General features: G+C 37.6%; 12 protein-coding genes. All 12 read left to right on the top strand.

Features of this window, described 5'->3' with window-relative positions; translation table 11 throughout:
- Positions 1 to 9: 9 nt before the first annotated feature.
- The 12 genes from A9G11_RS05230 to yedE all read left to right on the top strand — a co-directional run bounded on the left by A9G11_RS05230 (position 10) and on the right by yedE (position 13,003).
- On the top strand, positions 10 to 948 hold the full coding sequence (locus A9G11_RS05230) for a respiratory chain complex I subunit 1 family protein (RefSeq protein ID WP_065618449.1): 939 nt from the start codon (positions 10 to 12) through the stop codon (positions 946 to 948).
- A 17-nt stretch (positions 949 to 965) separates the two neighbouring features.
- Positions 966 to 2,420 (top strand): hydrogenase 4 subunit D, encoded by a 1,455-nt coding sequence (locus A9G11_RS05225; protein WP_065618448.1) that lies wholly within the window; start codon positions 966 to 968, stop codon positions 2,418 to 2,420.
- An 11-nt stretch (positions 2,421 to 2,431) separates the two neighbouring features.
- On the top strand, positions 2,432 to 3,082 hold the full coding sequence (gene hyfE, locus A9G11_RS05220; RefSeq protein WP_065618447.1) for a hydrogenase 4 membrane subunit: 651 nt from the start codon (positions 2,432 to 2,434) through the stop codon (positions 3,080 to 3,082).
- A 6-nt stretch (positions 3,083 to 3,088) separates the two neighbouring features.
- Positions 3,089 to 4,711, top strand: coding sequence for a hydrogenase 4 subunit F (locus A9G11_RS05215; protein ID WP_081298431.1), 1,623 nt, complete (start codon positions 3,089 to 3,091; stop codon positions 4,709 to 4,711).
- A 44-nt stretch (positions 4,712 to 4,755) separates the two neighbouring features.
- On the top strand, positions 4,756 to 6,453 hold the full coding sequence (locus A9G11_RS05210) for a hydrogenase large subunit (RefSeq protein ID WP_442902970.1): 1,698 nt from the start codon (positions 4,756 to 4,758) through the stop codon (positions 6,451 to 6,453).
- 11 nt (positions 6,454 to 6,464) lie between these two features.
- Complete coding sequence (hyfH, locus tag A9G11_RS05205) at positions 6,465 to 7,028, top strand: hydrogenase 4 subunit H (protein ID WP_065618444.1); 564 nt, start codon at positions 6,465 to 6,467, stop codon at positions 7,026 to 7,028.
- Positions 7,015 to 7,815, top strand: a complete 801-nt coding sequence (locus A9G11_RS05200) for an NADH-quinone oxidoreductase subunit B family protein (protein ID WP_065618443.1) — start codon at positions 7,015 to 7,017, stop codon at positions 7,813 to 7,815. The genes hyfH and A9G11_RS05200 overlap by 14 nt, the downstream gene beginning before the upstream one ends.
- Positions 7,808 to 8,215 (top strand): formate hydrogenlyase maturation HycH family protein, encoded by a 408-nt coding sequence (locus A9G11_RS05195; RefSeq protein WP_065618442.1) that lies wholly within the window; start codon positions 7,808 to 7,810, stop codon positions 8,213 to 8,215. The genes A9G11_RS05200 and A9G11_RS05195 overlap by 8 nt, the downstream gene beginning before the upstream one ends.
- A gap of 1 nt (position 8,216) precedes the next feature.
- The gene (gene hycI, locus A9G11_RS05190) at positions 8,217 to 8,693 is read left to right on the top strand and encodes a hydrogenase maturation peptidase HycI (protein WP_065618441.1); all 477 of its coding nucleotides are present in this window, start codon (positions 8,217 to 8,219) and stop codon (positions 8,691 to 8,693) included.
- A gap of 10 nt (positions 8,694 to 8,703) precedes the next feature.
- Complete coding sequence (locus A9G11_RS05185; RefSeq protein WP_065618440.1) at positions 8,704 to 9,204, top strand: 4Fe-4S dicluster domain-containing protein; 501 nt, start codon at positions 8,704 to 8,706, stop codon at positions 9,202 to 9,204.
- A 102-nt stretch (positions 9,205 to 9,306) separates the two neighbouring features.
- Entirely contained in the window at positions 9,307 to 11,520 is a 2,214-nt protein-coding gene (gene fdhF / locus A9G11_RS05175) for a formate dehydrogenase subunit alpha (RefSeq protein WP_081298425.1), read from the top strand.
- 406 nt (positions 11,521 to 11,926) lie between these two features.
- Entirely contained in the window at positions 11,927 to 13,003 is a 1,077-nt protein-coding gene (yedE, locus tag A9G11_RS05170; RefSeq protein ID WP_065618438.1) for a YedE family putative selenium transporter, read from the top strand.
- Positions 13,004 to 13,121: the final 118 nt, after the last annotated feature.

Raw genomic sequence — 13,121 nt, 5'->3', positions numbered from 1 at the left:
GAGAAAAAAATGCCAAGTATTGATGCGTTATCTCCATTCTGGGCAGTTATAGGATTGTTGCAAGCTATTTTTTTACTATTACTGGCGCCATTAATGTCGGGGATTTCTCGCCAGATCCGTGCGCGTATGCAGTCTCGTCGTGGTGCAGGTATTTTTCAGGATTATCGCGATATTATAAAACTATTTAGTCGGCAAGAGATGTCACCGGCTAATGCAGGGATTATCTTTAGGGTAACTCCGCTTATATTAATTGGGACTATGCTACTTGTTGCCATGATTATACCGATAATGGCGTATGATTCATTAATGTCTATGGTGGGTGATTTAATAGTCATTATCTACTTATTTGCCTTATTCCGCTTTTTCTTTTCACTCTCAGGTATTGATTCAGGTAGTCCTTTTGCTGGTCTAGGTGCTAGTCGTGAACTTATGTTAGGTATTTTGGTTGAACCTATTTTAATTTTAGGTTTGATTGTTATTGCTTTGATCGCTGGTTCAACGAATATCAGTTTTATGGGGATAAAATTTATCTCACAATGGGGTGGAGCAACCCCAACCGCTGCGATATTAGCCATGTTAGCCTGTGCGTTTGCGGTATTTATTGAAATGGGCAAAATTCCTTTCGATTATGCAGAAGCGGAACAAGAACTACAAGAAGGTCCTCTCTCTGAATATTCAGGTGTTGGTTTTGCCTTAATTAAATTGAGTATCAGCCTTAAGCAAGTCGTATTTGCTAGTTTATTTATTGTCGTCTTTATTCCTTTTTCACCTGATAATTATTTACTTGCAATACTGTGTTATTTGGTCAAATTGGTCATAGTATTTGTATTAGCCAGTATATTTGAAAACTGTTTATGTCGTGGGCGATTCTTATTGACATCTAACGTAACATGGGCTGGGTTTGGTATATCAGTATTAGCCTATGTGTTTTATTTAACAGGTTTATAGGGAGAACGGGAAATATGATGGAATATATTGCCTTAGCGACAATCCTGATTCCTTTTATTGGTGCATTAATTATTGCATGTTCACCTTACTCATTTGCACGCATTTTTAGTGTGTTTGTCTCATTGCTCGCTTCTTGTGGTACGGTGTGGCTCGGTTGGCAGTTTTTTCAAGCCGGTCAAATGACGCAAACCTATACTTTTTTAAACATCGGTGAAACAGCTATCTTTGGAGTAGTAATTGATAAAGTCAGTACATTGATATGTTTTGCCGTTGTCTTTTTAGGTTTTCTCATCAGTCTCTACTCAACCGCCTATTTAACCAAAAATAATCGTGAACATCCTCATGAAGGATCGACCCGTTACTATGCTTTTTTAATGGTATTTATCGGAGCAATGGCCGGCTTAGTATTATCTTCTACGCTATTAGGGCAATTGTTATTCTTTGAAATTACCGGTGGTTGTTCATGGGCATTGATTGGTTATTATCAAACACCTAAATCACAACATTCAGCGATGAAAGCACTATTAGTAACTCATGTCGCTTCTTTAGGGTTATACGTAGCAGCGGCTTGGTTATTTCTTGAATCGGGTACGTTCTCACTGAATGCCTTATCTGATTTAAGTGCAGAAGCTAAAATCGTGATTTTGTGCGGTGTATTATTTGCCGCATGGGGCAAATCTGCACAACTTCCATTGCATGTTTGGTTGCCAGATGCAATGGAGGCGCCAACGCCTGTGAGTGCTTATTTACATGCCGCTTCAATGGTAAAAGTTGGTGTTTATATTTTTGCTCGTTCAATTATGTCAGCGGGAAATATCCCAATTATCATTGGTGAAATAGGAATGATAATGGCGGTAATTACCTTGATATACGGTTTTGTTATGTATTTACCTCAGACTGATTTAAAACGCTTGCTGGCTTATTCAACCATTACCCAATTATCTTATATCTTTTTTGCGTTATCACTGGCGATCTACGGATTTGGAACAGTATATGGCTCAATGTCTTTTGAAGCGGGTATCGCTTATATCTTTAACCATGCTTTTGCGAAAAGCTTGTTCTTCTTAGTTGCTGGCGCACTCAGTTATACCTGTGGTACCAGAATGTTACCAAAACTAAAAGGGATATTAAGCACGTTGCCGTTATTGGGAATAGGATTTTGTGTTGCCGCGTTAGCTATTACTGGTGTACCGCCATTTAATGGTTTTTTCAGTAAATATCCAATTTTTGCTGCTGGTTTTGCATTGTCCTCTGATAATTGGCTAATTATGACACTCGTTGTCATTGTCGTAATAGAATCTGTGGCGAGCTTTGCTTGGTTTTTGCATTGGTTTGGTAAAAGCGTATTAGGTAAACCATCGGAAGAAGTTGCTAATGCGACATCTGTACCACTGGCTATGAAAATAGTATTAGTGATCCTAATAATAATGTCACTATGTTCCAGTGTAATTGCTGTTCTCTGGCTTAATTAATGGAGTTTACTATGACGGGATCTTTTATTATCAATAATCTTGCTGGTTTACTAGTAGTTACTTCTATATTGATCATTATTGTACGACCGATATCCACCACCATTGTAATGTATGGTTTACAGTCATTAGTTTTAGTAATGATAATGTTTGCCATTGGTAATTATTTTGCAGCCAGTGAACTTTATAGTTGGGCGCTCACAGCAATCGTAACCAAGGTCATATTGGTACCTTTGATAGTGTTTTTGACATATCGGAAAATGAAAAAAGCGAATATTGAAGGTGGAATTTTACCTGTACCAGTTATTGTCATTTTTGCCGCTTTAATTATGTTGGCTTGTCATTTTGTGGTCCAACCAGTAAAACTGCCTTTAGTCAGCGAATTAAAGCCAGTTTTAGCCGTTTCATTAGGTCATTTTTTAATTGGATTAATGTGTATTATTAGCCAACGTAATATTCTGAAACAAATTTTTGGTTACTGCCTTATGGAAAATGGAGCGAGTTTAACGTTAGCGTTACTTGCAAATAGAGTACCAAAGCTCGTGGAAATTGGAATTACAACCGATGCAATTTTTGCCGTGGTTGTGATGTGTTATTTTGCAAGGCGTATTTATTGTGTACTTCATACACTTGATGCCAATAAACTTAATACATTGAAAGGATAGATCATGATGAATGATACATTAATGTTATATTCACTGTTAATTATACCGTTATGTTTTTCAATGATCTGTTTTATGTGCAGTTTAGCAAGTAACAGTCTTGTTAAAGTAGTACACGGTATTAATGTGCTAGGTTTGATAGCCTTAGTGTCAATGTCAGCTTGTGTACTATATAAAATACATCTTGAAGGTCAAATTTTATCGGATAATTTATGGTGGCATGTTGATACACTTGGAGGACTCTTTTTAGCTATTTTAGCTATCATTGGTTTTATAACAGGATTGTATTCTGTAGGTTATATGAGCCATGAAGTTAAATATGGCGAAGTTTCTGCTAAAACACTTTGTTATTACTATGGTTTTTTCCATCTGTTTTTATTTACGATGCTCATTGCTATTACCACAAATAACTTGATTTTGATGTGGGTTGCAATAGAGGCAACAACGCTAAGCTCTACTTTTCTTGTTGGCTTATATGGTCAAAAATCATCTCTTGAAGCGGCTTGGAAATATATTATAGTTTGTACTATCGGCGTTGCCTTCGGTCTGTATGGCACCATACTTGTTTATGCAAATGCCGCTAATGTAATGGTAGATCCAAGTATGGCTATTTATTGGACTGAAGTGGTCAAACTGCCTCACATATTAGATGATACCTTGATGCATCTTGCCTTTGTGTTTGTTCTACTTGGTTTCGGTACCAAAATGGGCTTATTTCCTATGCATGCTTGGTTACCCGATGCGCATAGTGAAGCTCCAAGTCCTACCAGTGCTTTACTTTCTGCGGTATTACTAAACTGTGCATTATTAGTGATTTTACGCTATTACATTATCATTAGTGGTTCAATTGATGGCAGTTTCCCACGTAACTTATTATTAATTTTTGGTTTCTTATCAGTTGGCGTCTCGGCATTTTTTATTATTGTTCAGCGTGATATGAAACGTTTACTCGCTTATTCAAGTGTTGAAAATATGGGTATTGTCGCTATTGCTATTGGTATTGGTGGACCATTTGGTATCTTTGCCGGATTGTTACATACCCTTAATCATAGTTTAGCAAAAACACTATTATTCTGTGGTTCAGGTAATGTGTTATTGAAGTATGGGACTCGAGATATTTTCACCGTAAAAGGTTTATTAAAAGTAGCGCCGTTTACCGCTGTGTTATTTGCTGGAGGCGCTTTAGCATTAGGTGGCATGCCTCCATTTAATGTATTTGTTAGTGAGTTTATGTTGATTGTTGCAACACTTAAAACCAGTTCTATTTGGTTAGCATTATTATTATTGTTGTTATTAACGGTCGTGTTAGCCGGATTAGTGCGTATGGTCGCTAAAGTAACATTTTTCAAAGCTCCAGAACAAGTGGTAAAAGGGGAATTAGGAATATTAACTACATTACCAATGGCTTTGCTACTGATTATGATGTTAGTAATGGGTATATGTATACCTAAACCAGTTCAGCAGCTAATCAATAACGCAACAACAATTGTACTTACTCATAATCAGCAATCTCCTTCACCTCACAAAAAAGAGGTATCACCCGGAAAACAACATTTATCTTATCAGTCAAGGGATATCATTCAAACATCAGGAATTGTTTTAGACTCATTACAACAGGAGAGTATAAAGTGACGCTAGAAACGGTATTAAATAATCAGTCTAAAAATCAACAGTTGCTGGGTGATAATTATATTACTCAGGTTAGGAATCGTTTCCCTCATGCGGTAAAAGAGGTAGAGCGCCAAACTTATAATCAGTTAACTGTGACGATTGATTTAAATAGTTTACCGCAAATTGTGGCTTATCTTTATTATGAATTAGGTGGATGGTTACCTGTACTTTTTGGTAATGATGAACGATCTTTGAATGGTCATTTTGCCATTTATTATGCGTTATCAATGGAAGAAGGTGAAAAATGTTGGGTGGTTGTCAAAGCGTTAGTTGATCCAGTTAGCGCCGAATTTCCTTCTGTGACGCCATTAGTGCCTGCGGCAGTTTGGGGAGAACGTGAAGTTCGAGATATGTATGGTTTAACGCCAGTTGGTATTCCCGACGCTCGCCGTCTTGTGTTACCCGATGATTGGCCAGATGACCTATATCCATTACGCAAAGATACAATGGATTATCGCCAACGTCCTGCTCCAACAACCAATAATGACACTTATCCTTTCTTAAATGAGTTGGGTGATAAAGAAAATCGTATAGTGCCAATTGGTCCTATGCATATTACTTCAGATGAACCTGGACATTTTAGATTATTTGTTGACGGTGAACAGATTATTGATGCTGACTATCGATTGTTCTATGTGCATCGAGGTATGGAAAAAGTAGCTGAAAATCGTATGGGTTATAACGAAGTGACTTTTTTGGCTGATAGGGTTTGTGGTATTTGTGGTTATGCTCATAGTGTTGCTTATGCTAATTCTGTTGAAAATGCTTTAGGTATTGAAGTGCCAGCCCGTGGACAGATGATCCGCTGTATATTGCTAGAAATAGAACGTCTACATAGTCATTTATTAAATTTAGGGTTAAGTTGCCACTTCACGGGGTTTGATGGTGGATTTCAGCAATTCTTCAGGGTGCGAGAAAAAGCTATGATGTTAGCCGAACTGCTAACTGGAGCAAGAAAAACCTATGGTATGAATCTGATTGGTGGTATCAGACGAGATATCCTTAAAGATGCACGTATTAAAACAATACAAGTATTACAAGAGATGCGTAAAGAGGTGATAGAACTTGTCGAAATGTTAGTTGGGACACCTAATTTTGAACAACGTACTAAAGGGGTTGGTATTTTAGATAAGAAAATTGCCAGAGATTTTAGTCCGGTAGGTCCTATGATTCGTGCAAGTGGTTTCAAACGAGATGTCAGATTTGACCACCCTTTTGCAGGTTATAATTTATTACCTAAAAGTTTGATTAGTTATGATTCATGCGATGTGGCAGCCCGTGTAATGGTTCGTGTTGGGGAAACACTCGATTCGATAGCGATGTGCGAGTATGCACTAGATAATTTACCAAGTGGCCCTTTATTAGTTGAAGGATTTACCTATCAACCACATAAATTTGCTCTTGGTTTTACTGAAGCTCCGCGTGGTGAAGATGTCCATTGGAGTATGACGGGCAATAATCAAAAACTATTTCGATGGCGTTGTAGAGCGGCAACATATGCTAATTGGCCTGTTTTACGATATATGTTGCGAGGTAATACCGTGTCCGATGCGCCATTGATTATCGGCAGTTTAGATCCTTGTTATTCCTGTACTGACCGGGTGACATTGGTCGATGTGCGTAAACAAAAATCTGTTACCGTACCTTATAAAGAGATTGAGCGTTATGGTATTGAGCGTGTTAATTCGCCAGTAAAACCATAGAGGATATGAAGATGTTAAAACTGTTGAAGATAATACGTAAAGTAGGTGATACAACGGTTAAATATCCGTTTAAACCACTTGATGTTCCCCTCGGTTTTCGAGGGAAACCTCATTATGACCCCGATCAGTGTATTGCTTGTGGAGCTTGTACCGCAGCTTGTCCTGCTAATGCGTTAACTATGCAAACAAATACAAAAATCGGTAAGCGAGAATGGCAATTATTTGTTGGACGATGTATTTTTTGTGGGCGATGTGAAGAAGTATGTCCTACACGAGCAATTGAATTATCGCAAGAGTTTGAATTAGCGGTGATGAATAAAGCCGATTTATATGAACGCGCTACCTTTTCATTGGCTAAATGCCGTGTTTGTCAGCGTTTTTTTGCACCTCAAAAAGAGATCGATTATGTCATGGCTTTATTAGTTCATGCTGGGTTAGATGAACAAGAAGTATTATCTAGGCAAGAACAGTTTGAAACTTGTCCGGAGTGTAAACGTCGCCAAAACATTGTTAATAAAAGTGATGTGCAATTAGGTAAGTATGTCCAATCAGGAGTAAAACATGAATCTGAATAATATTGACGATAATAGTCATTTGCACTATACGCCAAAACCTATTGTGGTTGATGAACAGATCAGTAAACTTAAAGAGACATTACTTAAAAAAATTAAGCGCTCTGCCTATGTTTATCGTGTTGACTGTGGTGGATGTAATGGTTGTGAAATCGAGATTTTTGCTGCTATTACCCCGCTTTTTGATGCTGAACGTTTCGGAATCAAAGTTGTTCCTTCTCCACGCCATGCAGATATTTTACTCTTTACCGGAGCAGTAACTCGATCAATGCGTATGCCGGCTTTACGTGCCTACCATAGTGCGCCAGATCCTAAAATTTGTATCTCTTATGGTGCGTGTGGTTGTGGTGGCGGCATATTCCATGATTTGTATTGTGTTTGGGGAGGGAGTGATAAGATTGTACCAATTGATGTCTATATACCCGGATGCCCACCAACACCTGCGGCTACCATTTATGGTTTTGCTGTGGCGCTTGGTTTATTAGAGCAAAAATTGAAAGGTCAATCTTATGATCAAACCAGTAATGAACAAGTTAAAGTCCTTCATCCTAATATACCTGTCGAGACGCGTGTGGTTGTTGAGCGTGAAGCGAGAAAACTGGTTGGTTATTATCAAGGAAAACTGATTAGCGATAAAATTATGTCTTTGCTCGAAAATAATTCACCGACAGAATTCGAAGCAAATTTAAAACAGTGGCTCGATGCGGAAGGAGATCCTCGTTTAACTGAAGTGGTTAATCATTTACAAACTGTATTTTTTAGCATGCTAAAAGGAGAATATCATGGCTGATCAGGTGTTATTTTATTCACTTAATCAGAAATTTGTTGAACAAGAAACGGATATTCCTCCGCAAGCTGAACAGGTGATGTATTACTCTTTAGCAATAGGTCATCATGTCGGTGTAATAGATTGTTTAAAAAGTGTATTAACCTGTCCAACTGATGAATATATGCGCTGGATTGATTATATCTCAGCAGATCTTGAAGCACATGCTAAGCTGGCCAGATTAATAAAGTTTGGTGAAATCACGGTTGATATTACCCATGTAAATTTATTAGCGAATGCTTTCATCCAACAACGCGACAAAATGGTATCACCTTATAAAGAGTGGACTGAAACATTACTACAGTTATTGCAAGCAATAACTAAAGAGCCAGCTATGTATTTAATGATTAAAAGAGTGGTATAGTATGAATATCAATCATCAATTTACAGGCGTTATCCTGACCGTTGGTAATAGTATGATGGGAGATGATGGTGCAGGGCCACTTTTAGCTGAAAAGCTACAACAGCAACCAATTAACCAATGGCTTGTTATTGACGGAGGTAGTGCGCCCGAAAATGTGGTGCATCAAATTCGACAACTAAAACCGGAACAACTATTGATTGTTGATGCAACCGAAATGGGCTTAACTCCTGGTGAGATCCGTTTTGTAGATATTGATTTAATTGCCGAGATGTTTTTGATGAATACGCACAATATGCCACTAACTTTCTTAGTAGATCAATTAAAAGAAGATATACCAGTGATTCATTTTTTAGGTATACAGCCGGATATAGTTGGTTTTTACTATCCGATGACCGAAAAGGTGAAACAAGGCGTTGACAAGATTTATGAAGCACTCAAATCCAATTGTTTAAAGACTGAATTTACTGCATTAAATTAGGGAGATAATTATGAATCAGTTTATCAGTGCTAATATTGATGCTTGTATCGGTTGTAAAACTTGTGAAGTGGCGTGCGTGCTTTCCCATAATGAAGAGTTAACTACGCTAGAATCTGCTCATTTTAATGCGCGCATAAAAATAACCATTACAGATAAGGTGACGGTCCCAGTTATGTGTCGTCAATGTGAAGATGCTGCATGTGTTGCAGCTTGCCCGAATGGTGCTTTAGTTGAGCAAGATAATAGTGTCAGGGTATTACAAAATAAGTGTATTGGTTGCAAAACCTGTGTACTTGCTTGTCCATATGGTGCTATAGAAATTAAAATGCGACAAGTACCTCTTACCATAAATGGTTACCCATTTGGAGTAAAATATAAAGCTGAAATTATGAAGTGTGATCTATGTAGTAGTAATGCTACAGGTCCAGCATGTGTGAAAGCATGTCCGACTAAAGCATTATCGCTTAATACAGTGAATAAATTGGAAGAATTACAAGAGCGTGTCAATTGACGTTAATCGACAATTATACACTCTGTTAAATAATCTATTAGGCCATAATAAGATGTTAAGTTAAGGTTTTGTTAGGTCGTAATAATGTTTAAGGAGTCTAACATGAAAAAAGTAATAGAGGTTTGCCCATATTGCGCATCGGGATGCAAAATTAATTTGCATGTCCAAAATGGCCGTGTAATAGGCGCGGAAGGCGCTAATGGGTTAACAAATGAAGGCGAATTATGTTTGAAAGGGTTATATGGTTGGGATTTTATTCATGATACTAAAATTTTAACCCCTCGTTTACGTAATCCAATGATACGCCGTGAAAAAGGTGGCAAACTTGAGCCTGTATCATGGCAAGAAGCAATCAGTTTTACTGCCAGTAAATTAAAAGCGATTAAAGAAAAATATGGTTCAGACTCAATTATGTGTTCTGGTTCATCGCGTAGTACTGGTAATGAAACCAATTACGTGATGCAAAAGTTTGCTCGAGCGGTAATTGGTACTAATAACGTTGACTGCTGTGCTAGGGTCTGACATGGTCCTTCTGTTGCAGGTCTGCAACTTTCAGTAGGTGGCGGTGCCATGAGTAACTCAATCGTTGAGATTGAGGATACTAAATGTATTTTTGTTTTTGGCTGGAATCCAGCAACGTCTCATCCAATTATTGCGCGTCGTATTGTCCGTGCAAAAGAGAAAGGGGCGAAAGTAATAGTATGTGATCCAAGAAAGATTGAAACAGCACGTATTGCTGATCTTTACGTACCATTAAAAAATGGAAGTAATATTGCTTTCTTAAATGCAGTAGCTCACGTACTTATAGAAGAAGATCTGATTAACCATAGTTTTATTGAAAAATATACCGATGGTTTTGACGAACTTAAACAAATTGTAGCAAGTTATACGCCGGAATCGGTACAAGAGGTAACAGGAATAGAGCCGGATGTTATTCGACAGGTCGCACGAATGTATGCCACCTCACCAGCATCAGGAATATTCTGGGGAATGGGTGTTTGTCAATTCTATCAAGGGGTTGAAACGGTTCGCGCATTGGCCAGTTTAGCATTATTAACCGGTCAAATTGGACGTCCTAATACAGGGGTAGCTCCGGTACGTGGTCAAAATAACGTACAAGGTGCTTGTGATATGGGAGCATTACCAAATCAATTCCCGGGTTATCAAAATGTTACTGATGATGAAATTAGAGCAAAATTTGCTAAAGCTTGGGGAGTTGAATCACTACCAAATAAAGTAGGCGCTTATTTAAGTGAAGTTGCCATGAATGCTGAAAAAGGGAAATTAAAAGCATTTTATTGTATGGGTGAAGATCCACTACAAACCGAACCTGATTTATCAGCAGTAAGGCGTGGATTTAGTGAACTTGAACTGTTTATTGTGCAAGATGTCTTTATGACCAAAACAGCTGCTACTGCCGATGTTATTTTACCGGCAACAACTTGGGGTGAACATGAAGGTGTCTATTCTGCAGCGGATCGTGGATTCCAGCGCTTCTATAAAGCGGTTGAACCAGAAGGTGATGTTAAAGTTGACTGGCAAATAATTAGCCTGTTAGCAACAGAACTAGGTTATCCGATGCATTATAACAATACACAAGAAATTTGGGATGAATTGCGGGAATTATGTCCAAAATATTATGGTGCAACTTATGAAAAACTCGATGCTAATGGTGGCTTAGGATATATACAATGGCCTTGTCCAACTTTAGATTCACCGGGATCTCCTTACTTATATGACGATGGTCAAGGAGGAGTGAAATTTGATACACCGAATGGCAAAGGACAACTCTTTACCTGTGATTGGGCGCCGCCGGTTGAAAAAACCAGCAGTGACTTCCCACTGGTATTGGCAACAGTTCGTGAAGTTGGTCATTATTCTTGTCGTTCAATGACGGGTAACTGCCGTGCTTTAGCTGCACTTGCCGATGAACCGGGTTATATTCAGATGAATACTGCTGATGCAAGAGAACTGAATATAGAAAATGACGAATTGGTTTGGGTTGAATCTCATCACGGTAAAGTAATTACACGGGCTTCAGTGAGTGATAGAACCAATAAAGGCGCTGTTTATATGACCTACCAATGGTGGATTGGTGCTTGTAATGAGTTAGTTGGTGAAAATCTTAGTAAGATAACCAAAACACCAGAGTATAAATATGTACCAGTACGGGTTATGGCCATTGAAGATCAACTTTCGGCAGAACGCTATGTAAAAGAGGAGTATAGTCAACTTAAATATCGTTTACGTCAGGAAACAGAGAATGGCACATTAACAACTAACCTTTCTCCGGCAGCAATGATTAATGCCAAATAGTTCGGAGACAAGATTAAATTGTTAATTAAGTGATATTAAAATAGCATCACTCATATTCATGTCGTGATGAAATCTAACTAAGTAGTAATGTTTTATTACTACTTAGTTCACTTCCTTTCTCTATCTATTGTCATCTCCTGATACAAACAACCATTGAAGTTAAAGTGTAATTAATCGTCCTTTGTTGATTGATATGCGATCAGCAAAATGTAGTTTTAATTGCTAGTTAAATAAAGTTTAGTTTTGGGGTTAATATTCTCTTTTCCTATGCTTTGTATATTTCTAATTTATTAAGTTATAAATATAATTTAATAATATGATGAAAAGATTAACTACACAGTGACGAATATTATTGAAATTTTATATTCAATTATTATTAACAATCTGTAGGTATAGGATTATTTATATGGAAAATAAAAAAAGTTTATTACTTTTAATAATTACAGGTGGACTAATTGGTCTTATTGCAATTATTTTAATGAAACTCGGAAATCCGCCAAATATGGGGATTTGTGCCGCTTGTTTTTTACGTGATACTGCTGGTGCGCTAGGGTTAGATAATGCGGCAGCAGTTCAGTATATACGACCTGAAATTATTGGATTTATATTAGGATCTTTTATATTGACCATGGGAAGAAGAGAATTTCAGGCTAGTGGTGGTAGTGCGCCATTATTACGTTTTGTTATTGCCTTTTTTGTTATGATTGGTGCATTAGTTTTTTTAGGTTGTCCATTACGTATGGTATTACGTTTAGCAGCGGGAGATCTTAATGCACTTGTTGGTTTAGCGGGATTTATTGTTGGTATTGGTATTGGTTGCTTATTTTTGACTAAAGGTTATTCTCTAGGTGCATCAGTTAGTCAATCTAAGGCTAATGGTTTGGTTATGCCTGTTATAGCTGTAATGTTGTTAGTCTTTCTGTTAGTTCGACCTGCTTTCATTTTATTTAGTAGTAAAGGTCCGGGCGCCTTACATGCACCAATATGGATTTCGTTAGTATCAGGTTTGGTTATTGGCGCATTTGTACAACGAAGTCGTTTATGTATGTCTGGTGGTATTCGTAATGTGATATTACTCAGAAGTGGAACTCTATTATCAGGCTATATTGCAATATTTGTTGTTGCACTCATTGCTAATTTAGTGGTGGGTAACTTTAATTTAGGATTTGAAAATCAACCGATAGCACATACTGATTTTGTTTGGAACTTTTTGGGTATGGCGTTGGTCGGATATGGTTCAATATTAATTGGTGGTTGTCCATTGCGACAGTTAGTTATGGCGGGTGAAGGGAATTCAGATGCAGCTATTGCGGTATTAGGCTTTTTAGTTGCCGGTGCCACAGCACATAACTTTGGTATTGCTGCATCACCAGCAGGGGTTCCGGTTAATGGTCAGATAGCTGTTATAATTGGCTTTGTCGTACTATCACTTATTGGTGCTGCTAACTGTAAATTATTTAGTAGTTTGAAAGCAACTGCTTAAGTTGAAATAACTTAGTAATACTTAATAAAGAAACCTGCTTTGAGCAGGTTTTTTTATTGATATCTTAATTATCGTCCTTTCAGATAGTAACATCTTTATCATAAATAAAAATACAACT

It is taken from the genome of Gilliamella sp. wkB108 (genome assembly GCF_001690195.1).
GTDB classification, from domain to species: domain Bacteria; phylum Pseudomonadota; class Gammaproteobacteria; order Enterobacterales; family Orbaceae; genus Gilliamella; species Gilliamella apicola_L.
The sequence above is the reverse complement of the archived record's forward strand: the minus strand, read 5'-3'. Positions and strand labels throughout refer to the sequence as shown.

Bases quoted from the DNA above. Each gene is read 5' to 3' on its own strand.
- A9G11_RS05230 (WP_065618449.1), top strand. From the start codon at position 10: ATGCCAAGTATTGATGCGTTATCTCCATTCTGGGCAGTTATAGGATTG.
- A9G11_RS05225 (WP_065618448.1), top strand. From the start codon at position 966: ATGGAATATATTGCCTTAGCGACAATCCTGATTCCTTTTATTGGTGCA.
- hyfE (WP_065618447.1), top strand. From the start codon at position 2,432: ATGACGGGATCTTTTATTATCAATAATCTTGCTGGTTTACTAGTAGTT.
- A9G11_RS05215 (WP_081298431.1), top strand. From the start codon at position 3,089: ATGAATGATACATTAATGTTATATTCACTGTTAATTATACCGTTATGT.
- hyfH (WP_065618444.1), top strand. From the start codon at position 6,465: ATGTTAAAACTGTTGAAGATAATACGTAAAGTAGGTGATACAACGGTT.
- A9G11_RS05200 (WP_065618443.1), top strand. From the start codon at position 7,015: ATGAATCTGAATAATATTGACGATAATAGTCATTTGCACTATACGCCA.
- A9G11_RS05195 (WP_065618442.1), top strand. From the start codon at position 7,808: ATGGCTGATCAGGTGTTATTTTATTCACTTAATCAGAAATTTGTTGAA.
- hycI (WP_065618441.1), top strand. From the start codon at position 8,217: ATGAATATCAATCATCAATTTACAGGCGTTATCCTGACCGTTGGTAAT.
- A9G11_RS05185 (WP_065618440.1), top strand. From the start codon at position 8,704: ATGAATCAGTTTATCAGTGCTAATATTGATGCTTGTATCGGTTGTAAA.
- yedE (WP_065618438.1), top strand. From the start codon at position 11,927: ATGGAAAATAAAAAAAGTTTATTACTTTTAATAATTACAGGTGGACTA.